At 65.6% G+C, this 24375-nt stretch carries 23 protein-coding genes and 1 pseudogene; 10 read left to right on the forward strand and 14 right to left on the reverse strand.

The genetic code is table 11. From position 1 onward, the window contains the following. Nucleotides 1-59 precede the first annotated feature (59 nt). The 4 genes and pseudogenes from CEW88_RS13505 (at nt 60) to CEW88_RS13520 (ending at nt 2845) form a co-directional block, all read left to right on the forward strand. Nucleotides 60-605: pseudogene (locus tag CEW88_RS13505) on the forward strand (tyrosine-type recombinase/integrase). A gap of 25 nt (nt 606-630) precedes the next feature. Further along, complete coding sequence (locus CEW88_RS13510; protein ID WP_108967986.1) at nt 631-1431, forward strand: endonuclease/exonuclease/phosphatase family protein; 801 nt, start codon at nt 631-633, stop codon at nt 1429-1431. A 302-nt stretch (nt 1432-1733) separates the two neighbouring features. Next, nucleotides 1734-2039: a DUF1153 domain-containing protein gene (locus CEW88_RS13515; protein WP_254694502.1), complete on the forward strand. Its 306-nt coding sequence runs from the start codon at nt 1734-1736 to the stop codon at nt 2037-2039. After that, nucleotides 2036-2845: an IS3 family transposase gene (locus CEW88_RS13520; RefSeq protein WP_108967990.1), complete on the forward strand. Its 810-nt coding sequence runs from the start codon at nt 2036-2038 to the stop codon at nt 2843-2845. The genes CEW88_RS13515 and CEW88_RS13520 overlap by 4 nt, the downstream gene beginning before the upstream one ends. Here the strand turns inward: CEW88_RS13520 and CEW88_RS24910 are convergent. The 3 genes from CEW88_RS24910 to CEW88_RS24825 form a co-directional block, all read right to left on the reverse strand. Further along, nucleotides 2815-3198: a hypothetical protein gene (locus CEW88_RS24910; RefSeq protein WP_254694503.1), complete on the reverse strand. Its 384-nt coding sequence runs from the start codon at nt 3196-3198 to the stop codon at nt 2815-2817. The two genes, CEW88_RS13520 and CEW88_RS24910, sit on opposite strands and share 31 nt — an antisense overlap. Before the next feature lie 182 nt (nt 3199-3380). Next, entirely contained in the window at nt 3381-3635 is a 255-nt protein-coding gene (locus CEW88_RS24915; protein ID WP_368074609.1) for a recombinase family protein, read from the reverse strand. A gap of 26 nt (nt 3636-3661) precedes the next feature. Beyond that, entirely contained in the window at nt 3662-4345 is a 684-nt protein-coding gene (locus tag CEW88_RS24825) for a recombinase family protein (RefSeq protein ID WP_254694504.1), read from the reverse strand. A 790-nt stretch (nt 4346-5135) separates the two neighbouring features. Between CEW88_RS24825 and CEW88_RS13535 the strand changes: the two genes are divergently transcribed. Continuing rightward, nucleotides 5136-5780, forward strand: a complete 645-nt coding sequence (locus tag CEW88_RS13535; RefSeq protein ID WP_108967994.1) for a hypothetical protein — start codon at nt 5136-5138, stop codon at nt 5778-5780. Between the two features lie 319 nt (nt 5781-6099). Here the strand turns inward: CEW88_RS13535 and CEW88_RS13540 are convergent, their stop codons facing one another. After that, nucleotides 6100-6771, reverse strand: coding sequence for a GntR family transcriptional regulator (locus tag CEW88_RS13540; protein ID WP_108967996.1), 672 nt, complete (start codon nt 6769-6771; stop codon nt 6100-6102). A gap of 107 nt (nt 6772-6878) precedes the next feature. On the opposite strand from CEW88_RS13540, the gene CEW88_RS13545 reads away from it, so the two are divergent. From CEW88_RS13545 to CEW88_RS13560, 4 genes are all read left to right on the forward strand, one after another. Beyond that, nucleotides 6879-7949 (forward strand): 4-hydroxythreonine-4-phosphate dehydrogenase PdxA, encoded by a 1071-nt coding sequence (locus CEW88_RS13545; protein ID WP_108967998.1) that lies wholly within the window; start codon nt 6879-6881, stop codon nt 7947-7949. Nucleotides 7950-7994: 45 nt separating this feature from the next. Further along, nucleotides 7995-8984, forward strand: a complete 990-nt coding sequence (locus CEW88_RS13550) for a TRAP transporter substrate-binding protein (protein ID WP_108968000.1) — start codon at nt 7995-7997, stop codon at nt 8982-8984. 71 nt (nt 8985-9055) lie between these two features. Continuing rightward, entirely contained in the window at nt 9056-9646 is a 591-nt protein-coding gene (locus tag CEW88_RS13555) for a TRAP transporter small permease (RefSeq protein ID WP_203594894.1), read from the forward strand. Continuing rightward, complete coding sequence (locus CEW88_RS13560) at nt 9643-10929, forward strand: TRAP transporter large permease (RefSeq protein WP_108968002.1); 1287 nt, start codon at nt 9643-9645, stop codon at nt 10927-10929. Before CEW88_RS13555 ends, CEW88_RS13560 begins: the two co-directional genes overlap by 4 nt. 42 nt (nt 10930-10971) lie before the next feature. On the opposite strand, the gene CEW88_RS13565 is transcribed toward CEW88_RS13560, so the two are convergent. The 3 genes from CEW88_RS13565 to CEW88_RS13575 all read right to left on the reverse strand — a co-directional run bounded on the left by CEW88_RS13565 (nt 10972) and on the right by CEW88_RS13575 (nt 16529). Then, nucleotides 10972-11940 carry an acetamidase/formamidase family protein gene (locus CEW88_RS13565; RefSeq protein WP_108968004.1) on the reverse strand — a complete coding sequence of 323 codons (969 nt, stop codon included), beginning with the start codon at nt 11938-11940 and terminating at the stop codon, nt 10972-10974. Nucleotides 11941-12214: 274 nt separating this feature from the next. Beyond that, complete coding sequence (locus CEW88_RS13570) at nt 12215-15349, reverse strand: efflux RND transporter permease subunit (protein ID WP_108968006.1); 3135 nt, start codon at nt 15347-15349, stop codon at nt 12215-12217. A 22-nt stretch (nt 15350-15371) separates the two neighbouring features. Further along, on the reverse strand, nt 15372-16529 hold the full coding sequence (locus CEW88_RS13575; RefSeq protein ID WP_108968008.1) for an efflux RND transporter periplasmic adaptor subunit: 1158 nt from the start codon (nt 16527-16529) through the stop codon (nt 15372-15374). 139 nt (nt 16530-16668) lie between these two features. Here CEW88_RS13575 and CEW88_RS13580 point away from each other — a divergent pair, with 139 nt between their 5' ends. Further along, nucleotides 16669-17337, forward strand: a complete 669-nt coding sequence (locus CEW88_RS13580; protein ID WP_108968011.1) for a TetR/AcrR family transcriptional regulator — start codon at nt 16669-16671, stop codon at nt 17335-17337. Nucleotides 17338-17343: 6 nt separating this feature from the next. Here the strand turns inward: CEW88_RS13580 and hutC are convergent, their stop codons facing one another. The 7 genes from hutC to hutU all read right to left on the reverse strand — a co-directional run bounded on the left by hutC (nt 17344) and on the right by hutU (nt 24369). Next, a complete protein-coding gene (gene hutC / locus CEW88_RS13585) occupies nt 17344-18072 on the reverse strand; it encodes a histidine utilization repressor (RefSeq protein WP_108968013.1) in 729 nt (242 codons plus the stop codon). Nucleotides 18073-18083: 11 nt separating this feature from the next. After that, nucleotides 18084-18875, reverse strand: a complete 792-nt coding sequence (locus CEW88_RS13590; RefSeq protein WP_108968015.1) for an amino acid ABC transporter ATP-binding protein — start codon at nt 18873-18875, stop codon at nt 18084-18086. Next, nucleotides 18872-19540: an amino acid ABC transporter permease gene (locus tag CEW88_RS13595; RefSeq protein ID WP_108968017.1), complete on the reverse strand. Its 669-nt coding sequence runs from the start codon at nt 19538-19540 to the stop codon at nt 18872-18874. The genes CEW88_RS13590 and CEW88_RS13595 overlap by 4 nt, the downstream gene beginning before the upstream one ends. After that, entirely contained in the window at nt 19540-20184 is a 645-nt protein-coding gene (locus tag CEW88_RS13600) for an amino acid ABC transporter permease (RefSeq protein WP_108968020.1), read from the reverse strand. Before CEW88_RS13600 ends, CEW88_RS13595 begins: the two co-directional genes overlap by 1 nt. A gap of 124 nt (nt 20185-20308) precedes the next feature. After that, on the reverse strand, nt 20309-21130 hold the full coding sequence (locus CEW88_RS13605; protein ID WP_108968022.1) for a transporter substrate-binding domain-containing protein: 822 nt from the start codon (nt 21128-21130) through the stop codon (nt 20309-20311). A 183-nt stretch (nt 21131-21313) separates the two neighbouring features. Beyond that, entirely contained in the window at nt 21314-22681 is a 1368-nt protein-coding gene (locus CEW88_RS13610) for an FAD-binding oxidoreductase (RefSeq protein WP_108968025.1), read from the reverse strand. Next, nucleotides 22678-24369: a urocanate hydratase gene (hutU, locus tag CEW88_RS13615; RefSeq protein ID WP_108968027.1), complete on the reverse strand. Its 1692-nt coding sequence runs from the start codon at nt 24367-24369 to the stop codon at nt 22678-22680. Before hutU ends, CEW88_RS13610 begins: the two co-directional genes overlap by 4 nt. Nucleotides 24370-24375 lie beyond the last annotated feature (6 nt).

Consider the following 24375-nt stretch of genomic DNA (forward strand, 5'->3'; position numbering starts at 1 on the left):
GGACGGTGAATGGCACGTGCCAATGATGTGCTGCAGTCCGCGGTGACAGCGCGGGTTCGATCTCAGCTGTGGTGTCAATCCGTGCGCGCCTCGAACTCGCGAGCAACCTTCGCGATCTCGCTCTGTTCAATCTCGCCATCGCCACCAAGGTGCGGGGCTGCGACCGCGTCGGTCTGAAGGTCGCCCAGCTCGTTGTCGGCGATCGTCTCCGCGAACGCGTATCAGTCATCCAGAGCAGGACGCGCCGCCCCTTTCAGGTCTAAGTCACGGAGAACTCCCGTGCCTCGATCTCGGCTTGGGTGAATCGGCCGGCGATGATCGGCTGCGCCTTCCTCTTCCCGCGCCGGTTTCATGCCAGACCGCACATTTCGACGCGACAATACACGCGGCTCGTCCGAGAGTGGGTGACGGCGATCGGGCTCGAGCCGAGCGGCTACGGCACGCACTCGTTGAGGCGCACCAAGGCGGCACAGGCTTACCGCAAGACAGGCAATCTCTGCGCGGTCCAGCTCCTGCTCGGTCCCACCAAGGTGGACAGTTCGGTCCGCTACCTGGACGGCGAACTCGAGGAGGCTCTGAGCCTCGCGGAGGCGGTCGACATTTGATACCCTTGGCGAAAGGTCATAGCTCATGAAAATCATGTGTTTGAACGGTTGGGGCGGCAAGCTCCATGAAGCGATGCTGCCCTATCTGGCCGCAATTACGCCCGATATTCTTTGCCTCCAAGAGGTCATCCATAGCCCCTCGTCCGGAAAGGATTGGCTGACCTATCGCGACGGCGATCATATCCTGCCTCAACGCGCAAACCTCTTTCGCGACGTCACCACGGCGCTGCCAAATCACGTTGCTTTCTTCTGTCCAGCGGCGCAAGGAGTCCTGTGGGACGGGGAAATGCCGATCCCTTCGCAATGGGGCTTGGCGACCTTTGTGCATCGCTCTTTCCCGATCATCGGACAGGTCCAAGGCTTCGTTCACAAGGATTACTCTCCTGTCGGCTTTGGCGAGCACCCACGCTCCCGAAACGCCCATGGCGTGCGTGTGTGGGACTACGAAGCGGACAGAGCCTTGAGCGTCACGCACATGCATGGGCTGCGCGACTTGGCGGGAAAAATGGACACGCCCGAACGTGCCGAACAGGCACATAGACTGCGTGATCTCTCAAGCCAATTGGCAGAGCCTGGCGACCTGAAGGTGATCTGCGGCGATTTCAACGTTGAGCCGAACAGCGAAACGCTTTCGATCCTCGCCGATGCCGGAATGGTTGAACTCGTGACGACCTACGGATTCAGCCGGACTCGCAACTCGCACTACAAGAAGCCAGGCCGCTTCGCCGACTACATGCTGATCGATAACCAAGATGCCGTAAGGAGTTTTGACGTCATCTACGAAACTGAAGTCTCGGATCACTGTCCGATCATCCTCGATGTCTAGCATCGTTCAGGAACGGGCTTTCCCTCAAAGTTGCGGAATGTCGGGAAAGGGCACCTCGATTTTTCACTGAATCTGGCCGGGCGGAGGGGATCTGCAGCGTGAAACGGCCCTGTGATCGCCATCCTCTGTCCCGCTATTCCGAGTGGCTGGGTCGTTCCGCTTCGGCGCTTGCCGCGAGGTGGCGCGTGCCCCCTTTCGCCGCCCTGGATCAAGCGGGCTTCGGGGTCAGGCAGCGGAGTTGCGTATCGACCCAGTGAAAACCTGCTCTTGCTACAAGGGAGAACGTAGCGATGAGTATGACCATGGACGACAGCATCAAGCGTTGGACGGCGAAACGGAAGACAGCCCGGGTGATCGAGATCATCCAGGGCAAGACGACCGTGTCGGAGGCAAGCCGGTCCTTCGACCTCACACCCTCCGAGATCGAGGGCTGGGTCGAAGACGCGAAGCGGGGTATGGAGAATTCCCTGCGCGCCAACCCGCTCGACATCCGTAAGCAACACGAGAAGCAGCTCCGGGACCTGCAGGAAGCCTATGGCGAGGCCCTGCTGGAGCTGCGGGCCCGAAAAAAACTTCAGGCCCTGCTGGATGCGCAGGACGGGATTTGATCCGTTGCATCCAGCAGGGCCTCTTGGCCGAGGGCGTCGTTGTGTCGGTCGCCAAGCTGTGTGCCTGGTTCGGCATCCCGAGGCGGACGGTCTACTACAAGCCGGTGAAGGCTGCGCCTAAGGTCGAGGCCCGCTTTTGCGAGCCGATCAAGAAGCTGATCGAGGAAGAGCCGTCCTTTGGTTATCGGACCGTGGCTTGCCTCTTGGGGCTCAACAAGAACACCGTGCAGCGGATCTTCCAGATCAAGGGCTGGCAGGTGCGCAAGCGTGCCGTGGGCATGCGGCCCCGCATCCAGGCAGTTCCGTCTGTCGCAGCTGGGCCCAACGAGAGGTGGTCGACCGATCTCGCCCGCATCTGGACCGGCAAGGACGGCTGGGCTTCCCTGGCATTGGTGATCGACTGCCACACCCGCGAGTTGCTGGGCTGGCACCTGTCGAAGTCCGGCAAAGCCAAGACCGCCAGCGCCGCCCTCGAGCATGCGCTGATCGCGAGGTTCGGCACACTGGGCCGGGTCGAGGAGGAGTTCCTGCTGCGCTCAGACAACGGTTTGGTCTTCACCAGCCACCACTTCACCAAGATCGCCCGCAGCTACGGGCTCAAGCTGGAGTTCATCACCCCACACTGTCCCCAGCAGAACGGCATGGTCGAGCGCTTCATAAGGACGCTGAAGGAGCAGTGCGTGCATCGCCACCGTTTCGAGACCATCCAGCACGCGATGCGCGTCATCGGTGACTGGATCGCCTTCTACAATCCTGCTTCATTGCGCCCATCTCTCTATGCCTCTGAAGTAAATAGGTTTTGCTGATCTGGGTGCGATCCGGTGGGGTATTTGGGGTTCTGCCGGGCGCGCTGGGTGAGTTGCTGGGCTGGCGGTTTGCCGAGTTCCGCGCAAGCGAAGATCCACGGACCGTCCGGTAACGGATGAACGCCCTCGATGCTGCCGGCTTCGGCGGCGAGTCTGAGTGTCTTCGTCGTGACGCCGAGCAGGCGCGCGGCGTTGGTCAGGTTGAGCCAGGGTTCGGCGCCGTCGTCGATCTCGGCAACCACCTCGAGGATGACGGTGCGCACGACGCGCTTCTTGAGCCGGGCATCGGTCGTTGGCGCCTCCCAGACAGTGCGAAGGTCCGTGCCGAGCGCGGCGGCATCCCGCGCCGCCAAGGAGGAAGGTCTGGGGGGCGGCAGTGATGGCGCGCGGCTCGCCATTGTCGAGCAGACCGCGCCAGCAGGAATAGCGCGGGATGTCGTGCTTGGCCCCAGTGTCGCGGACCGTCAGCTTGCGGACACAGCGCCGACAGCGCCCGAGACCGGCGAGCAGGGCATCGCCGTGCTTGGGCGCCCCGTCACGTCGGAGGCGTGCTTCCAGCACGACGGTGCCGGCTCGTGGGGGTGTTGTCGCTGACCCTCGCGCGGATCGCCTCTGCCCGTTCCCAACTGATATAACCTTCGTGTGCGCCGGGCTTCAGCGCCAGCCATTCAGCGCGCGGTTTGCGGCGGCTGCCGGTTCGCGGAACGGTCGCGCCGTGTCTTGGCACAACTCGGATCTTACCATAGGCGTAGGCGCCGCCGTAGACCGGGTTCTCGATGATGCGGTGGATGGTGACATAGGTTGGCCTGCGTCAGATCACGTCGCCATTGGCGTGTCTTGCGGGCAGGTCCAGCCCGTGCTCCAGGAACCAGAGCAGGGCCTGCCGGGCGCTGCCGAGCTCGGCCACTTGTCGAAGACAAGGGTGATGGCCTCCTGGACGCGGCGGTCGGGGTCCTTCTCGAGCCTGTCGCCGGCCTTCACGAAGCCGACGGGAGCCGCGACGATCAACTCGCCGCGCCGGGCCTTCTCGTAACGGGCGGACAGCGACCGTTGCCGCAGCAGATCGAGCTCGTACTCGTTGAGACTTCCTTTCAAACCGAGACGTAGACGGTCGTTGCCTTGAAGTGGCGCATATACTGCCTCCTGGTCGACGAGAACGGTGTCGACGACCCGGCACTCCTCGATCAGATGCTGCCGGTCGCGGCTGTCGCGCGCAAAGCGCGACACTTCCCGCGCCGCGACCGCACCGACCTTGCCCAGGCAGACCTCGGCGACCATCCGGTCGAAGTCCGCCCGCGCAACGCCGCCCGCCGCGGACCGGCCAAGGTCGTCGTCGATCGTCTCGATGCAGGACCAGCCGAGCGTCGCCAGCCGGTCGCGCATCGCATATTGCAGAGCGCCGCTCTCGCGGTTGTGCAGCACCTGGTGGGCGGAGGACTGTCGCACGTAGAGGATCGCCGTGCGCTCCAGGTGGTGCGAACTGATCTTCTCATGCTTCATGTCGTGATTCCGTCCGGCGAGGCGCCTGAGCGCCGGCGGCGTGGTCGAGGATCGGGCGGGTCATCAGTTCGGTCAGCGTTACCCGCGCCACCTCCGGCAACGTCTGCCAGTGCGGCGCCGGGACCAGATCGGAGTCGCTGGGGCGAGTGAACAACTCGAGCTGTTGTGGTGCTGGGCGGCGTGGCATCGGCATCTCCCGGAATCGCCTGTTGGGAGCTTGATGTTGCGCTCGAATCTGGCATTTGCGATGCGCCATCACGAACGCCGGCCGCATCGTGCAGCAATGCCGCCAGAGCTCGCAAAGCCGCCACTGAGGCAACCGGTGTCACCGCAACTTGCCAGCACTGGCAGGCCGCTCGATCGAACATCCAGACGGGAACCTCCAGCCGTCGGTCCGACGAGATACCGCTCAGGCTACAGCGAAACGCAACCCAGCCTGCCTTCGCGATCACGTCGTGTACGTGAACAGCTCGCCCCGTCCAGGGGTGCCAAGAATAGAACACCTCGCGCTCCTCGGTCCCGTGGGTGGTCTGTGATTGAGTTCTACAATATCCGCCGCCCTGATCAGGCGCTTGCCATGCGCACGGCTGCCGAGGCATTCACATTGGCGGCCTAACCTGAGCAAATTCCGCTCGGTCGATACAGAATCGTTCTGGGCCAGCCTTGCCCGCAACAATAGGTTCACTCGCTTTCGACGGCGCGCTCGCGCTATGGCATGTCTGGCCGGAACCCGGCGCGTCGCCCAGCCTCGATGGGGCTCGCGGAAAGGAGAACATCAGGTCAGGGTTTCGTGCTGACTGGCTACGTGCCTACAGAAATCATCAATGACATCGCGACCGATTTCGACGTCCTTCTGAACGCGACCGACGCGGGAGAGTACCTTGGCGTCGAGCGTTTCATGATAGCCAAGCCAACGAAGCCCGGGCTGCTCAAGAAATACTTCGAAGAAAAGAATGCCTCGCCGATGTATCACCGGCGCGATCTTGATGGGTTCATCGGGAAGCTGCGGGCGGGCGTCGAGCGCTCCAAGGCGGAGGACCTACTGGACATTGCGACGGCATCGCATCGTGTCCGCATACCCACCGAGCGCGTGGTCGAAACTATTCTGAGAAACCGCCTTCCGCTGCTTGCAGTCGATCCGGCCATCGCACGTTTCCCGGATTTCAGCGTGTCGCCAGCCGTGCTGCGTGAGGTCATCGCGACCGATCACCATGGAACCGTTCGGCCGACCCGGGCCGCGAAGATCCTCGGCGTCAATCTCCGGACGATCCACAGTCTGATGGACACGGACGTTCTGAAGTCCTGCGACATAGAGGAGCTGAAGAGCGGGCGGCTACCAGGCGTGGAGGCCGTGACCCAACTCGACCGCGGGGCGCAGCCCCTTCCACTTGAGCCGCGCGCCAATATGATTTTTAGGCGAAGCGACGTTCTTTGAAACATCAGTCACGAGAAGCCGGCCACTGCGCTGGTTTTTTATGAGCGGTCGGTGGCGAACCTATCTGACGAAAAAGGCAGGATTAGTTCGGAATTTAGATTTTGACGCTCTGATATCAAAGGGAAATTTCCGCCTCCAGAGGCAGAACTTTGTGACGCTTCCCATCTGCACCAGATATCGCCATCCCGCGGGTGAACGACATCGCCCCCGCTACGCTTACAGGCTTGGCCCTCCTTTTGATGATCCAGACCAGCCCCCCTCGCGCGCGCCGACCTGCGCGCCCGAGATTGGGCGATGACGCGGAGGTGGGAAGGAGCGCTCAGAGCGACTCCTTCACCCGGTCCCAGGTATTTGTCAGGTGGCGCGACATGACCTCGCCCAGCCGGTCGCCATCGCGGGCCTCGAGCGCGGCGATCATCTCTTCGTGCTCGGCGACGGCTTCGGCCCAGTAATCCTCGGTGCCGTTGCCGACGAAGCGGATACGCTTGAGCCGTCCTTGGATGTTCTGCTGGATTTCCTGGAGCGTCTCGTTGGCGGAGAGCGCCGCCAGCCGCGAGTGGAACTCCTGGTTGAGCTTGTAATAGGGCAGCCGATCGCGCGTGCGGTAGTAGCCCAGCATCTCTTCGTGCAGCGCGCGCATCCCGGCGATCTCGGCATCGCTGGCCCGTTCGCAGGCGGTCTGCCCGGCGAGCTTTTCCAGATGCCCCAGTACCTCGAGCATGGAGAAGACATCCTGCGACGAGAGCTTGCGCACCGTTGCCCCGCGCGAAGGCTGAATGACGATCAGCCCCTCGGCCGCCAGCGTGCGTAGCGCCTCGCGGAACGGGGTGCGCGAAACGCCCAGCTGTTCCAGAAGCTGCACCTCGTCGATGCGGCTGCCGGGCTCGAGGTAGCCCTCGATGATGAGATCCCGGATCCGGTTCGCGACCTGATCATGCAGGGATTCTTTCTTTATTTGCAATGGCATGTCCGAGGCTGAAGACAGGTCCATGACACCTCCGGTTCTGATCTTTTTCCTAGGTTAGCAAGTTTTTCCTTGCCATGCGATACCGTATCGGAAAACAAAATATACAAAATACATGCTGAGGAGAATCGAATATGCGAGTCGCATTGGCGATCGGGGATGCTGCCGGGATCGGGCCAGAACTGGCCGCGAAGATCGTGGCGGATGCGCAGGCAAACCTTGGCGACCTGATCGTCATCGGAGACGCGCGACTGCTGAAGAAGGGCGCGCAGACCGCCGGGGTGAAGATCGACCTGCCGGTGATCTCCACCGCCGATCTGGAAAAGCCCCTGCCCGCCCGGTCGGTTCTGCTCGACCTGCACAATTGCGATCCTGCCTCGGTGCCGCCGGGCAAATCCTCTGAGGCCGGGGGCCGCGCTTCGCTGCAGAACTTCGCCACGGCGCTGCTGCTGGGCAAGGCGGGCATCGCGGGCGTCTGCGCCTTCACGCCGTTCAACAAGCACTCCATGCGGCTTGCCCGGTCGAGCTACGTGGACGAGATCGGTTTCGTCGACGCGGTGATCGAGGCCGAGCAGTCGGGCCGCGAGTTCAACGTGCTCGACGAGGTGTGGAACGCCCGGGTGACCTCGCACATCCCGCTGAGCAAGGTGGCCAGCACGATCACCACCGAGCGCGTTGCGAACAGCCTCAAGCTGACCTCGGAGGTGATGACCGCCGCGGGCATCCCGAGCCCCCGTATCGGCGTGGCCGCGCTCAACCCGCATGCCGGGGATGGCGGCAACTTCGGCCACGAGGATGACGAGGTGATCGCCCCCGCCATCGAAATCGCGAAATCTCAAGGGATCGACGTGACCGGCCCGGTGCCCTCGGATACCGTCTTCGTGCGGGCCATCAAGGGGGGCGAGTTCGACGCGGTGATGACCATGTACCACGACCAGGGGCAGATCGCGATGAAGCTGATCGGCTTCGACCGGGGGGTGACGCTGATCGCCGGCTACCCCTTCCCGATCGTGACCCCGGCGCATGGCACCGCCTTCGACATCGCGGGCCAAGGCCGCGCCGACACCGGCGCCACCTTCAACGCCATCGCTCTCGGCCGCAAGCTGGCCGGGCTGCAACCCCGTCCGCCCGCCACGGAGGAGGACCGCCAGCACGCGGCCGGGGCCATCGCGGCCCTCACCGAGCCAGAGGTTCTGGCCGGCTGAGCGACACCCCACAAACCGGACCAAGCACTCAGGGAGGAGACACACTTGGAACTCAAGCATATCGCACTGATCGGCGCCGTCGCCGCAACGCTGCAGGCAGCCCCGGCGCTGGCGCAGACCGAGATCATCTTTGGCCTCAGCGCCGCAGACGGCTCGCTGCAGGACCAGACCGCCGAGGAGTTTGCCCGCCGCGCCAACGAAAAGCTTGGCGACAAGGCGGTGGTGAAGGTCTTTGACAGCTCGCAGCTGGGCAAGGACAAGGACATGCTGCAAAAGATCAAGCTGGGCACGATGCACATCACCCTGCCCAGCTCGACCATGCCCGAGATCGCGCCGGAATACGCGCTCTTCGATCTGCCGTTCCTCGTTGCCGATCGACAGCATCTGGCCAAGATCGACGAGGCGCTCTTCGACAGCGTGCTGAAGCCCGCCGCCGAGGCCAAGGGCTACAGGCCGCTGGCGATCTGGGAGAACGGCTTCCGGCAGATCACCAATTCCAAGCACCCGGTGACCACCCCCGCCGACCTCAAGGGCCTGAAGATCCGCACGCCGAACTCGAGCTGGCGGGTGGCGATGTTCCAGGAGTATGGCGCCAACCCGACGCCGATGCCCTTCTCGGAACTCTTCGTGGCGCTGCAGACCGGCGTGGTCGACGGGCAGGAGAACCCGATGACCAACATCTACGGCGGCAAGCTCAACGAGGTGCAGGAGTATCTGTCGCTGTCCAACCACGTCTACTCCCCGGCCTATCCGACGGTCGGCGTGAAGGCCTTCGAGAAGCTCGACCCCGAGGTGCAGCAGATCATCGAGGAGACCGCCAAGGAGGTCGCCTTCTGGGCGCGCGACACCGGCGAGGCGCAGGACGGCGAGCTGGTGGGCAAGCTCGAAGAAGGCGGGCTCGCGGTCAACAAGACCGACCGGGATGCCTTTGTCGACGCCTCCAAGCCGATCTACGAGAAGTTCGCGGCAGAGGTCGAGGGCGGTCAGGAGATGATCGACCAGGCGCTGTCGCTGGCCAATGGCTCAGGCTCCTGAGCCCAACAGGTGAACCGGCGGCGCGGGCGTCCCGCGCCGCCTCTCCCCTCGCTGAATTCTCGGAGGCAACCTTGCTGTCCCGTCCCACCCGTTGGCTCGACCTGTTCCTGCAGATCGCCACCATCGCGATGATCGTCGCGCTGGCCTGCGTCGTCCTTCTGGGCGTCGCCTACCGCTACAGCGGCCAGTCGCTGATCTGGTACGACGAGGTCGCCGCGGCGCTCCTCGCCTGGATCACCTTCACCGGGGCCGCGCTGGCCGTGGTGCGCAATTCCCACATGGGCTTCAACGGGCTGATGTTCGGCCTGCCGGGGGCCGGGCGCTTCGTGCTCTTCGGCCTTGTCGAGCTGCTGTTCCTGACCATCTGCGCCATCACCGCCTGGGCGGGCTGGGCGATCCTCGAGATCTTCGGCGACGAGGTGATGACCACCGTGCGCTTCGTGCCGCGCGCCGTGCTGCAGGGCATCCTGCCGGTGAGCTTCGGGCTGATGATCCTCGGCCGGCTGCTGACCCTGCCCGAGCGCCTTCAGGCCGTCCGTGACGGTGTCGACCCCGACACCGCCGAGATCGAACACGAGATCGCCCGCGCCGAGGCCGAGCTGGCCGAGGCCCGCGGCAAGAGCCATCGCACCCCGGGCGCGCACAAGGAGGTCACCCAATGATCGAAGCCGGCATCCTGCTGTTCATGTTCGTGCTGATCGCGGTCGGCATGCCCATCGCCTTCTCGATCCTCGGCTCCGCGCTCTTGGGGGTGTTCCTGCTCAACGGCGAGCTGGGCTTTCTCAACGCCGCGCTGTCGCTCTACGACGGCGCCACCAGCTTCCCGCTGATCGCCATTCCGCTCTTCATCCTGGCCGGCGCGCTGATGAACACCGGCGGCATCTCGACCCGGCTCATCGCCTTTGTCTCGGCGCTGATCGGCTTCGTGCGCGGCGGGCTCGCCATGGTCAACGTCGGGGTGTCGATGTTCTTTGCCGAGATCTCCGGCTCGGCCGTGGCCGATGTGGCGGCGACCGGCTCGGTGCTGATCCCGGCAATGAAGAACAAGGGCTACACGCCGCGCATGGCGGCGGCGATCACCTCGTCTTCGGCCTCGCTGGCAATCATCATCCCGCCGTCGATCCCGATGATCCTTTACGGCGCCATGTCCGACACTTCGGTGGTCAAGCTCTTCGTCGCGGGCATCGTGCCCGGCGTGCTGGGCGGCGGGCTCTTGATGGGCCTGTGCTACTACATGGCCCGGCGCTACGACCTGCCGCGCGACGAGGCGTTTTCGCTGCGCCGCCTCGGCGAGACCGCCAAGGACGCCTCCTGGGCGCTGATCCTGCCGGTGGTGATCCTCGGCGGCATCTTCGGCGGCGTGGTGACCGCGACCGAGGGCGCGGCGCTGGCGGTTGTGGCGGCACTCTTCATCGGGGTCTTCATCTACCGCGAGATCAATCTGCGCCATCTTTATAAGGCGCTGGTGGACGGGGTGCTGCAGACTTCGGTCGTCATGCTGATGGTTGCGGCCTCGGCGGTTCTCGGCCTCTATCTGACCGAGACCGAGATGCCGCAGCGACTGGCAGCGGGCATCACCCAGATCACCACCAATCCCTTCGCCGTGCTGATGATCATCAACATCTTCCTGCTGTTCGTGGGCATGGTGCTGCATGGCGCGGCGGCGATCATCCTGACCGTGCCGATCTTCATGCCGCTGGTGCATGAGCTTGGCATCAACCCCATCCAGTTCGGTATTCTGCTCACGCTGAATATCGCGCTTGGCCAGCAGACCCCGCCGGTCGCGAGCGTATTGATCACCTCCTGTTCGATCGCCCGAACCGACGTGTGGCGGACCTCGGTCACCAACCTGCCCTTCGTGGGCGTGCTGGTGCTGGTGCTGCTGCTCGTCACCTACGTGCCGGCGGTATCGCTCTCGCTGGTGGATCTGGTCTACGGCATGTAGCAGATCCGTCGCGGGCCGGCTCTCCCCGGGGCCGGCCCGTGATCAGCGGGTCACTGTGCCGCTTTCGAGGATCGACTTCCGCAGGCGCCCGTGCACGCCCTTTTCCTGGTTGACCGACTGGGTGATGGCGAAATCCGCCGCCAGCGAGCAAAGCTGGTAGGCCTCGGTCTCGGTGATCTCCACACGCTCGCGGACCATCGCGATCATCTGGCGCAGGGCGATCTGCAAGGCCGTATCGAGGCTGGCATGAAAGCCCATCGAAATCAGCTCGGCCTCGGTTTCCGCACGCGGATGGTCGATCGCCGTGGTCCCGGCCTTCAGCAGATCGAAGCGGAACGTGCCGGTGAGCGCCGTCTCGAGCGCTGTGATGCAGACCTCGCCGTCGCCCTGGCAGCCATGGCCGTCGCCGCAGGAAAAGAGCGCGCCATCGGCCTGCACCGGCAGGTAGAGCGTCGCCCCCTCGGTGAGCAGCTTGAGGTCCATGTTGCCGCCGTGATGGCGCGGCTGGATCGATGTGAGTTCGCCCCACTCCGGCGCCGGGGCCACCCCCATGACGCCGAAGAAGGGCGCAAGCGGCAGCGTCGCACCCCAGGGCAAACGGCAGGTCTGCGCCTCGCGGTCGATGGGGATCAGCGAGAGGGCTTTCTGAGAAACCGGGAACTCGCCGGGCAAGGTGCCCGAGGCCGGGCGCACCAGGTTGAAACCCCAGTCGGCGCCCAGCTCGATGCGCTCGATCTCGACCTTGAGCACATCGCCTGGCATGGCCCCCTCGATCGCCACGGGGCCGGTCAGCAGGTGGGCGACGCGCGGCAGGCCCGCGGCAAGGATGTCGCGCAGCTCGGGCGCGACGGTCATGTCGGAGCCCTCAGCGGGCAAGAGCTCCTCGCGCCCCGAGAAGGTCTGGATGGTCACCCGGTCGCCGGGCGTCACGGTCAAGACCGGTGGCAGCTCCGACCAGAAGCGCCCCCAATGGACGGTCTGCGGCGTGGCGGCGAGGTGATGATGCGTCATGGCAAGGGGCTCCGGGTTGGGTCGGGCGCAGCTTCGCGACGCGCGGATCGAGAGTAAAGAGCGCAAATTAGGGGTCCGCAGCCGTGGCGCAACGCAAGCCGCAGGCGCGTCGACCTGTGGGATGGCCTGCACGCTCAGAGGTCAGCACCACATGCAAGCCGGGTTAGGAAAGGCCGATCATCGCGTGCGGCGCCAGGGGGGCAGGCACTCCGCCAAAACGACAAGAGCGGGCCCGGGGGCCCGCTCTTTTTCCATGTCCCGCGGCGGGGTCTCTTCAGCGCGCCATCTCGGCCCGCTTGACCGCCAGCTCGCGCTCTTTCTTGCGCCCGAAGACCTTCATCACCACGACGAAGAACAGCGGCACGAAGAGCACGCCCAGCACGGTGCCGGTGATCGTCCCCCCGAGCACCGCCGAGCCCACCGCCTGGCGCCCGCCGGCGCCCGCGCCGGAAGAGAGCACCAGCGGCACCACGCCGAGCGAGAAGGCCAGCGAGGTCATGATGATCGGACGGAAGCGCTGGCGCGCCGCCTCCTTCACCGCGACCAGAAGCTCTTCGCCGGCCTCGTAGCGTTCCCGGGCAAACTCCACGATCAGGATCGCGTTCTTGCCCGTTAGGCCGATGACGGTCAGCAGCCCGACCTGGAAGAAGACACCGTTCTCGAAGCCGAACCAATAGGCCGCGCCCATGGTGCCCAGAACGCCGATCGGCATCGCCAGCATCACCGAGAAGGGGATGGTCCAGCTCTCATAGAGCGCCGCGAGGCAGAGGAAGATTGCCGCCAGCGAGAGGCCATAGAGCAGCGGGGCCGAACCGCCGGAATCGCGCTCTTCCAGCGAAAGACCGGTCCAGGCGATCTGGTAGCCCGGCGGCAGCTGCGACGCGAGTTGCTCGATCTCCGCCATCGCCTCGCCGGTGGTCACGCCCGGGACAGGCGAGCCCTGCAGCTGCATCGACGGCACACCGTTGTAGCGGTTGAGACCCTGAGGCCCGTAGGTCCACTCTTCCTTGGTGAAGTTGGCGAAGGGCACCAGATCGCCGTTGGCATTGCGCACCCGCCACTTCTCGAGGTCCGAGGGGGTCGCGCGGCTGTCTGCCTCGCCCTGGACGTAGACCCGCTTGATCCGACCATTGTCGTTGAAGTCGTTCACGTACTGACCGGCCCAGGCGATCGACAGCGTGTTGCCGACATTGGTCGGGGTCACGCCCATCGCGCCGGCGGCACGCCAGTCGATGTCGAGGTTGAACTGCGCCGCGTCCTCCAGCCCCGAGGGGCGGATCGAGGCGATCAAGGGGCTCTGCGAGGCCATGCCCAGTAGCTGGTTGCGCGCGGTCAGCAACTGTTCATGCGTCTGCCCGCCCTGCGCCTGCAGATAGAAGTCGAAGCCCGAGACGTTGCCCAGCTCGATCACCGCAGGCGGCACGATCGGGAAGACTTGTGCGTCGCGGATCCCCATGAAGGCCGGGAAGGCACGGCCCGCCACCGCCTGCACGCTCTGCGCGGGCGACGGACGCTCGGACCAGTCCTTCAGCCGCACGAAGGCGAGACCCATGTTCTGGCCCTGCCCCGCGAAGGAGAAGCCGACCACGCCGAACATCGAGTCCACCGCCTCGGTTTCCGAGGCGAAATGGTCCTGTACCTGCTCGACCACGTCGAGCGTGCGCTCCGCGGTGGCCCCGGTCGGACCTTGGATCAGGGTCATCAGGATGCCCTGGTCCTCGTCCGGCAGGAAGCCGGTGGGCGTGTTGTTGAACAAGAAGACCATGGCGTAGCCGAGCGCCACGTAGACCACCAGCATGCGCAGCGGGCGCTTGATGATGTGGCCGACGGTGCCGGCGTAGCCGCCGGTGAGCTTGTCGAACCCCTTGTTGAACCACCCGAGCGGGCCGCGATTGCTGTGATGCGCGTCCTTGGACTTGAGGATGGTGGCGCAAAGCGCCGGAGTCAGGGTCAGCGCGACCAGCACCGACAGGCCCATGGCCGAGACGATGGTGATCGAGAACTGCCGGTAGATGATCCCGGTCGAGCCGCCGAAGAAGGCCATCGGCACGAACACCGCCGACAGCACCAGCGCGATGCCGACGAGTGCGCCGGTGATCTGCCCCATCGACTTGCGCGTCGCCTCGCGCGGGCTCAGCCCTTCTTCCTCCATGATCCGCTCGACGTTCTCCACCACCACGATGGCGTCGTCGACGAGCAGGCCGATGGCCAGCACCATGGCGAGCATGGTCAGCGTGTTGATGGTGAAGCCCGCCATGGCGAGGATCGCGAAGGTGCCGAGGATGACGACCGGCACAGCGAGCGTCGGGATGATCGTGGCGCGGATGTTCTGCAGGAAGAGCAGCATCACGAAGAACACCAGCACGATGGCTTCGATCAGCGTCTTCTGCACCTCGTGAATCGAGATCTCGATGAACGGGGTGGTGTCATAGGGGATGACGTAGCTCACGCCCTCGGGGAAGAACTCCGAATACTCTTCAATGCGCTGTTTCACCCGCTCGGCGGTGTCGAGCGCGTTGGCGCCCGAGGCGAGCTGCAGCGCCATACCCGAGGAGGGCTTGCCGTTGTAGCGCGCGATGGTCGAGTAGTTCTCGGCCCCGACCTCGACCCGCGCCACGTCCTTGAGCAGCACAAGGCCGCCGTCGGTCTCGGAGCGCAGCACGATGTTGCGGAAGTCTTCGGGGGTCCTCAGAAGCGACTGCGCGGTGATCGTGGCGTTGAGCTGCTGACCCTCGGGTGCGGGCAGCGTGCCGAAGGCGCCGGCCGAGATCTGCGCGTTCTGCGCCGAGACGGCGCCGACCACGTCCGAGGGCGTCATCTCGAAGGCCGAGAGCTTGGACGGGTCGAGCCAGATCCGCATCGCGTATTGCGCGCCGAAGACCTGCGCCCCGCCGACGCCCTCGATCCGGCTGAACTCATCCACGAGGTTCGAGTTCAGGTAGTCCGAAAGGTCGGCCTGATCCATGCGGCCGTCCTCCGAGATGAGGCCGATCACCATCATAAAGGAGGAAGAGGCCTTTTCGACGGTGACGCCCTGGCGCTGCACCGTCTCGGGCAGCAGCGCCGTCGCCTGCGAGAGCTTGTTCTGCACCTGCACCTGCGCCACGTCCGGATCGGTGCCGGATTCGAAGGTCAGGGTAATCGACGAGGTGCCCGCCGAGGTCGACGACGACGACATGTAGCGCATGCCGTCGAGACCGGTCATCTGCTGTTCGACGATCTGGGTGACCGTATTGGCCACCGTCTCGGCCGAGGCGCCGGGGTATTGCGCGCTGATCCGCACCGAGGGCGGGGCGATTTCGGGGTATTGCGCGATGGGAAGGTTGAGGATCGAGAGCACCCCGATCCCCATGATGAGGATCGAGATCACCCAGGCAAAGACCGGACGGTCGATGAAGAAGCGTGCCATTGTCAGATTCCTTGCGTCGGGCTTACTCGGAGGCCGCGGCGGTTGCGTCGGCGGGCGCGGCCCGCTCTTCCGGTGCCACGGTCTGGCCCTCGGCGATCTTCTGAAGACCCGCAACGACCACGCGGTCCCCCGGCTGCAGCCCCTCGCTCACCACCCACTGGTTGCCCTGGTCGCTCTCGATGGTCAGCTGCCGGGTTTCGATCACGTTCTCGCCGTTCACCACCATCGACATGGGGCGGCCGCGGCGGTCGCGGGTCACGCCTTCCTGCGGCACGAGCACGGCGCCGTAGACCGAGCCTTGCGGCAGTTCGACCTGCACGTACATGCCGGGCAGCAGGAAATGGTCGGGGTTGGGGAACTCGAGGCGCAGCACGACAACGCCGGTCTGCTCGTTCACATGCGGCTCGGCGGCGGCAAGACGGCCGGTGTGCTCGTAGAGCTCGCCATCAGCGAGGCGCAGGCTTACCTCGGCCTCGCTCTCACGCGCGGCGGCCTGACCGCTGCGCCGCCAGCGCAGCATCTCGGCAGCGGATTGCGTCACGTCGACGTTCACCGTGTCGATCGAGCGGATGGTGGTTAGCGGGGTGGCCTGGCTGGCGGTGACCAGCGCCCCCTGCGTAGCGTCCGACAGCCCGACGACCCCGGAGAGCGGGGCGCGGATGGTGGTGCGCTCGAGGTCGATGTCGGAGGACAGCACCTGTGCCTCGGCGACCTTCACCGCCGCTTCGGCGACGTCGCGCGCGGCCATGGCGTCATCCAGGGTCTGTTGGCTGGTCACCGAGCGGTCGCGCAGTTCCTGCTGCCGCTTCAACTCGCGCTCCGCCGAGGCCAGCGTGGCCTGCGCCTGCGCAAGACCGGCTTCCGCCGAAGCCTTCGCCGCCTCGTAGGTGGCCGGATCGATGCGGTAGAGCGGGTCGCCGCGGTTGACCGTGGTGCCCTCTTCGAAAAGCCGCTCGTTGATGATGCCGCTCACCTGCGGACGCACCTCGGCCACGCCGGAGGCCTGCACCCGGCCTGGCAGCTTGGTGGTCAGCGTCACGTCGGAGGATTGCAGCGTCACCACGGTGACAGGTTGCGGGGGCCGCTGCCCCTGTTCCTGAGCGGAGACGGCAGGGGAAAACATCACGGCGGTTGCCAAGGCGAGAGGCCGCAGCAAGGCGGAGGCGGGTCGGATCGGCATGGGAGGGCTCCGGTAACATCAATAACGTACATCTTGCACGCAAGTCGTGAATCGCGATAAGGAAACTCATAGGTTTTGTAAAGCGCCCAGATGTACCAGCGTTGCGATTTCGATACTGCCCTGTGACCTAAGGACACCAATGACCGATTCTTCCGAGCCCGACGACACTCAGAGCGCCCCGCGCCGCCGTGGACGGCCGGTGCAGATGGACCAAAGAACCCGGGAAGAGATGGTGCTGGCCGCCGCCACGCAGATGATCGCGGAGCGCGGTCTGGAGGATGCCTCGGTCGCCGCCATCGCGCGGCAGGTGCAGATGTCCAAGCGCACGATCTATACCATGTTCGACAGCCGCGAGGCATTGCTCGGGGCCTGTTTCGCCCGCATCGGCCAGCGCATCTTTCGCAGCCGCGACAGCCGGAACGACGGTGCGCCGCTGGAAGAGCGGCTGCGCCACCTGCTGACGCTGAACGAGGAGCCGAGCCTCAACGAGGCTCCGCTGGAGCTGCTGCGCGCGGTGATCACCTCGGCGCCGACCTACCCCAAGCTGGCCTGCAGCATTCTCGAGACCGGCGCGCTGTCGCTGCGCAACCATATCGCGCGGGAGCTCTCCGAGGCGGTCGAGACCGGCGAACTCGCGTTGAAGCTCGAAGATTGCGACGCCGCGGCCGAGATGCTGATGGACATGGCCTTTGGCAACGGCATCCACAAGCTGCTGGACCCGCAGCGCTATTGCTCCTCGCCCGAGATGCGCGCGACACGGCGCGACCGCGCCATCGCGCTCTTTCTCGACGGCACCCGCCCGCGCTGAGCCCGCTCAGGTCGCCGAGGGGGTGAAGCGCGCGCTGAGCCGGTTCGCGGCGCCCGGGTAGGTCAGCCGGACCTCGGTCACCGTCTCGCCCTGCCGCCAGGTGCGGCGTTCCATCACCAGGCACGGCGTGCCCGCTGAAAGATCGAGCAGCTTTGCCACCCGAGCCGAGGCCCCGACAGCGGCGATGGTGTGCTCGGCCTCGCTCCACGGGATGTGCCGCAGCAGCCAGACCCCCGGCGCCAGCTCGGCGAAACTCTCGTCGCGCGCGGCGGGCGCCACCTCGAGGTTGATCACCCGGTCCTCGAGACAGAAGGGCGCCTCGTCGGCATAATGCAGGCAGGTGAGCGCGAGCACCTCGCTACGCTCCTCGATGCCAAGCTCCCCGGCCTCAACGGGCGCCGCCCGGCGCAGCACCCGCTCCACGATCTCGTGGCGGTAGTCGCCGCCCCGGGCGGTGACCTCGTCCTTGATGTCCTTGATCTCGAGCACCGCGTTCTGACTCTGCTGCGGCATAACGATCGAGCCCGTCTTGCGCCGCCGCAGCACCAGACCCGCGTTGGCGAGTTGGGTCATCACCTTGTTCACGGTCATGCGCGAGCAGCCGTATTCCGTCCGCAGCTCCTGCTCGGTCGGAATGCGGTGCCCGGGCGGCCAGGCCCCAGAGAGGATCTTGCCTTCCAGATCGCCGCGGATGCGCTCGTGCAGCGAGGATCTGGGGGCGCTCTCCTTGCTCATGCCGCCTCCTGTCAGACCAGCGTCGAGGCGCCGCGGTCGAGGTAGGTGTCGAGAAACTGCTCGAGGCGCGGGTGGCGCGGCTTGGCAAACACCTTCGAGGGGGCATCGGTGAACAGCAGCTTGCCATGATCGAGAAAGCTGATCTGGTTGCCAACGGTGGCGGCAAAGCCGATCTCATGGGTGACCACGACCATCGTCATGCCCTCGGAGGCAAGGCCGCGCATCACGTTCAGCACCTCACCGGTCAGCTCAGGATCGAGCGCCGATGTCGGCTCGTCGAACAGCATGATCTTCGGCTCCAGCGCCAGCGAGCGCGCAATGGCGACGCGCTGCTGCTGGCCGCCGGAAAGCTGGCTCGGGTAATGCCCGGCCCGGTTCTCCAGCCCGACCTTGCGCAGCTGCACCATGGCCTTTTCCTCGGCCTCGGCCTTGCCCATCCCGCGCACCCGGCGCAGCGCGGCGGAGACGTTGCCGAGCGCGGTCATATGCGGCCACAGGTTGAACTGCTGGAACACCATGCCGATCTGCGAGCGCACCTTGCGCAGCTCGGTCGCCGACTGGCGCTGACGCTTGCCGGCACCGTCGTAGACGAAGCCGAGCGGGCTGCCCTCGATGAAGATCGAGCCGTCGGTGGCTTCCTCGAGGAAGGCCATGCAGCGCAGCAGCGTCGACTTGCCCGAGCCCGAGGGCCCGATCAGGCAGGACACCTGCCCGCGCGGGATTTCCAGCGAGATGTCGTCGAGCACGGTGGTCGTGCCGAAGCGTTTCACCAGTTGCTGAACGGAGATCGCGTTGTCGCTCATGCCTTGGCCAGCCTGTATCTTGAGAGTTTCTTTTCAGCGAAGCGCCCCAGCACGCCCGCCAGTTCGACCAGCACCCAGTAGACGAGCGCGATCAGCACCATGGCCTCGACGAAGGCATATTCCTGCGAGCCGATGGCGCTGGCAGTCATCGTCATCTCGGGCACCGTGATGAGCGAGAGAAGCGCCGTTTCCTTCAGCAGGATGATCGCCATGTTGACCGAGGGGGGGATCACCAGCAGCGCCATCTCGGGCAGCAGGATGTTGCGGATGATCTGGATGCGGGTGAAGCCGAGGCATTCGGCCGCCTCGACGTGGCCCGGCGGCACCGACTGGTAGCCGGCCCGGAAAATCTCGGCGAAATAGGCGGCCCCGTAGATGCTCAGCGCCAGGAGGCCCGCGGGCAGCGCGTCCAGCGACAGGCCGATGTAGGGGCCGCCGAAGTAGAGCAGGAAGAGCTGCACCAGGAAGGGCGTGCCGCGGATGACCTCGATCGGCACGGTCAGCGCCTTGTCGACCAGCGTGCCGCCATAACGCCGCGCCGTGGCGACGACAAAGCCGAGCACCGCCCCGGCGAGGGTGCCGACAACCCAGACGAAGATCGTCATGGCGATGCCCGAGAGCAGCGCGTCCTGCTTGGACAGGATGACGTTGAAATCAAAGCCCATCACTTGCTCCCCACGCCCGGCAGGCGGCGTTCAAGCTGGCGGCCCGCCGTGGCAACCACGAGGTTGATCACCAGGTAGATGAGCCCGGCGCTGGCGTAGATCTCCAGCGGCATGAAGGTCGAGGCGACGAGGTTCTGCGCCATGCGCGTCAGCTCGATCAGCCCGACGACCGACACCAGCGAGGACGCCTTGAGGATCAGGATGGCCTCGTTGATCAGCGCCGGAAGGGTCAGCCGCAAAGCGATCGGCACGCGGATGTGCCAGAAGGTCTGCACTGGGGTGAAGCCCGCCATGTCGGCGCTTTCGACAAGGCCCGTGGGCACCCCCTCGAAGCCGCCGCGCAGGTTCTCGGCCTGATAGGCGGCCGTGCAGATCGACAGGCCGATGATCGCCACGACCAGCGAGGGGATCTGCACTCCGATCACCGGCAGAAGGTTGTAGAGCAGCAAGAGCTGCACCAGCAGCGGCGTGCCGCGAAAGAAGGAAATGAAGAATTTCGAGAACCACCGCAGCGGGCGGATGCCCGAGAGGTTCGCCGCCGACAGCAGGATCGCCAGAACAAGGCCGATCAGGATCGAGACCGTGCTGACGAAGATCGTCATCAGCGAGGCCTCGAGCAGCAGGTTGAAGAGTTTCCAGCTCATATTCCGGGAAGGGCCTCGGGCTTGGCGTCTGTTGCGGGGAGAAAAATGCCGGCGGCGGTCGCGTGACCCTCCGCCGGCCAGGCCGAAAGGGCCGGCCCGGGTGAACGGACCGGCAGGGATGGTCTTAGATGTTGGGCTCGGTCACCGCGTCGGGCGTGTCGAAGGTCTGGCCGAACCACTTTTGCTGGAACTCGCCGAGGCGGCCGTCTTCCTTCATCTTGAGGATGGCGGCATCGATGGCATCCATCAGCGAGGCGTGGTCGTCGTCCTTCAGGCCCGGGAAGCCGAAGTAGGTCTTGGTGCCGAAGGGCGCGACCACTTCGAAGATCTCGGGGCGCTGCTGCGCCACGAAGGCGATGTTCGGCAGCGAGTTGGCGACACCGGCGATGCGGCCCGCCGCGAGGTCGGCATAGGCCTCGTTGAACGAGACGTAGTCCTTCGTTTCGGGCGCCGGGTCGAGCGTCGCGCCGAACTCTTCGAGCTGGGCAAGCTGTGCGGTGGCGTGGCCCGACCCGATGGTCTTGCCGGCGATGTCCTCGGGCTTGGTGATCGAATCGTCCTTGGCCGACTTCAGCAGGGCAACGGTGGCCTCGGCGATCGGCGGCGTGAAGCGATAGCGCTCCATGCGGGCCTTGGTGATGGTGGCGGGGCCGGCGACCATGTCGAACTGGCCCGCTTCGAGGCCCGGCAGGACGCCGGCCCAGTCGAGGGTGATCCACTCGATCTCGACACCCAGCTCTTCACCGATGGCGGCGAAGACATCCATATTAAGGCCCACGTGGTCGCCCGCGTCGATGTAGTCGAAGGGGGCAAAGGCGGTCTCGGTGCCGACCTTCATGACGCCGGCTTCCTTGATGCGTGCCAGCGCGTCCTGCGCCTGGGCCGCGGCGGCCCCGCCCATCAGAAGCGCGGCGCCCGCGAGCGCGGAGATGACTTTGTTGCGCATATCCAGTAGTCTCCCTGTTGTCGGTCCCTGCCATCCCTCGGGCCGGGTTCCGATTTTGACTAGACAAAAGGGACCACGCCTGTCCCGTATGTCAATCCCTGCCTTTGGCCCTTTGCATGCGGGTTTGTGACAGGCAAGGGCATTCGCCCAAAAAACAGGCGCATACCCAAAGGTCAGCCGTGGTCAGAGATCGAAGATCTTGCCCGGGTTCATCACATTTGCCGGATCCACCGCGCGCTTGAGCAGTTTCATCAACTCCAGTGCCGCGCCGTGCTCGGCCGCCATGTAGCTCTTCTTGCCCAGACCAACGCCATGCTCGCCGGTGGCGGTGCCGCCCATGGCGATGGCGCGTTCGACCAGCCGGGCATGTGCGGCCTGCACCCGCGCCTTCTCCTCGGCGTCGCCCTCGTCGAAGAGCATCACGAGGTGGAAATTGCCGTCCCCCACGTGGCCGTGCATCGGCGCGATGATCCGCTCGGCATCGAGGTCCGCGCCAGTCTCGGCAAGGATGCGGGGCAATTCCGAGACCGGGACGCAGACATCGGTCGAGAGCGACTTGCAGCCGGGCCGCAGCCCCCGCGCGGCATAGAGCGCCGAATGGCGCAGCGCCCAGACCTTGCTGTAGTCCTCGGGCGTGTTCACCGGGTGCAGCTCTGCACCATTCTCCGAGGCCAGCGCGTCGAAGGTGTCACGGTCGGTGTCGACCTGTTGCTCGGAGCCTGCGAGATCGACAAGCAGCGTCGGCTGCTCGGGCAGCTCGGTCTTGTTGTAGGCGTTGATCGCCCGGACCTGCAGCGCGTCCATCAGCTCGATGCGGTTCAGGCAGAGCCCGAACTGCAGCGCCTCGACCACGGTCTGCGTCGCCGCCTCGATGCTGGGGAAGCTGTAGAGCCCGGCCTTCGCCGTTTCGGGAATGCCGGAAAGACGCAACGTGAGCTCGGTGATGATCCCCAGCGTGCCCTCGGCGCCGATAAAGAGATGCGTGAGGTCATAGCCCGACGAGGATTTCCGCGCACGCCCGCCGGTCCGGATGATGTGCCCATCGGGCAGCACCACGGTCAGCCCCGTCACGAGATCCGCCATGGTGCCATGGCGCACGGTCATCGTGCCGGAGGCGCGGGTCGAGGCCATGCCGCCCAGCGTCGCGTGCGCGCCGATGTCGATGGGCAGGAAGAGGCCGGTCGCCCGCAGCTCCTCGTTCAGCGCCTGCCGGGTGAGCCCGGCCTGCACGGTGCAATCCATGTCCTCGGGGCTGACGCGCAGCAGCTTGTTCATCTGGGACAGGTCGATGCAGAGCCCGCCCTGCGTGGCGTTCACCTGCCCCTCGATGCAGCTGCCCGCGCCGAAGGGCACGATCGGGCAGCCATGGTCGGCGCAGAGCCTGACGGCCTGCGCCACCTCCTCGGTGCTCTGCGCCATGAAGACAGCGTCGGGCAGGGCCGCCGGATGCCAGCTGTCCCCTGCCCCATGCTGGGCGCGGACCGCCTCGCCGCGCTCGATCCGGCCCGGAAAGGCAGCTTCAAGGGCGGCGAAAGCGGTCTGATGTGTCACCCCAGGATCCCCGGCAGGTTGAGTTGATGCTCGCGGGCGCAGTCGAGGGCGATCTCGTAGCCCGCATCCGCGTGCCGCATAACGCCTGTCGCCGGGTCATTCCAGAGCACGCGGGCGAGACGCTTGTCCGCCGCCTCGGTGCCGTCGCAGCAGATCACCATGCCGGAGTGCTGCGAGAAGCCCATGCCGACGCCGCCGCCGTGGTGCAGCGACACCCAAGTCGCGCCCGAAGCGGTGTTGAGCAGCGCGTTCAGCAGCGGCCAGTCCGAGACCGCATCCGAGCCGTCCTTCATGGCTTCCGTCTCGCGGTTCGGCGACGCCACCGACCCGGAGTCGAGGTGGTCCCGACCGATGACGATCGGTGCCTTCAGCTCGCCACTCCTGACCATTTCGTTGAACGCGAGGCCCAGCTTGTGGCGCAGTCCAAGGCCGACCCAGCAGATCCGCGCCGGAAGGCCCTGAAAGGCGATACGCTCGCGCGCCATGTCGAGCCAGTTGTGCAGATGCGGATCGTCGATCAGCTCCTTCACCTTCTGGTCGGTCTTGTAGATGTCCTCGGGGTCGCCCGAGAGCGCCGCCCAGCGGAACGGGCCGACGCCGCGGCAGAACAGCGGGCGGATGTAGGCGGGCACGAAACCGGGGAAGGCGAAGGCGTCTTCGAGCCCTTCCTCCAGCGCCATCTGGCGGATGTTGTTGCCGTAATCCAGCGTCGGCACCCCAGCGTTCCAGAAGTCGACCATCGCCGCGACATGCTCGCGCATCGAAGCCTTGGCGGCCTTGGTGACAGCCTTGGGGTCGCTCTCCTGCTTCTCGCGCCATTCGGCGACGCTCCAGCCCTTCGGCAGGTAGCCGTGCACCGGGTCATGCGCCGAAGTTTGGTCGGTCACGATGTCGGGGCGGCCGTTGGGCATCGGCTCGCCCGCCTGCATGCGGCGCACCAGCTCGGGGAAGACATCGGCGGCATTGGCGATCAGCGCCACCGACTTGGCCTCGCCCGCCTTGGTCCAGCGGTCGATCATCGCCAGCGCTTCATCCAGCGAGTGGGTCTTCTCGTCGCAATAGCGCGTGCGGATGCGGAAGTCGGCGCGGGTCTCATCGCATTCCACGGCAAGGCAGCAGGCCCCGGCCATGACCGCCGCGAGCGGCTGCGCGCCGCCCATGCCGCCAAGACCGCCGGTGAGGATCCACTTGCCCTTGAGGTTGCCCTCGTAGTGCTGGCGTCCCGCCTCGACGAAGGTCTCGTAGGTGCCCTGCACGATGCCCTGCGCACCGATGTAGATCCAAGAGCCCGCGGTCATCTGGCCGTACATCGCCAGACCCTTCTTATCGAGTTCGTTGAAGTGATCCCAATTGGCCCAATGCGGCACGAGGTTCGAGTTGGCGATCAGCACCCGCGGCGCGTCGGGATGGGTGCGAAACACGCCGACCGGTTTGCCCGATTGCACCAGCAGCGTCTCGTCCTCTTCGAGGTTCTTCAGTGACGAGACAATGCGATCGAAATCCTCCCAGGTGCGGGCGGCGCGGCCGATGCCGCCGTAGACCACCAGCTCGTGCGGGTTCTCGGCGACGTCGGGGTGCAGGTTGTTCATCAGCATCCGCATCGGCGCTTCGGTCAGCCAGCTTTTCGCGGTGATCTCGGTGCCGGTCGCGGGGAAGACGTCGCGCTGGTTGTGGCGGGGGTTGGTCATCGGGGG

Source organism: Alloyangia pacifica, from assembly GCF_003111685.1.
Taxonomy (GTDB): Bacteria; Pseudomonadota; Alphaproteobacteria; order Rhodobacterales; family Rhodobacteraceae; genus Salipiger; species Salipiger pacificus_A.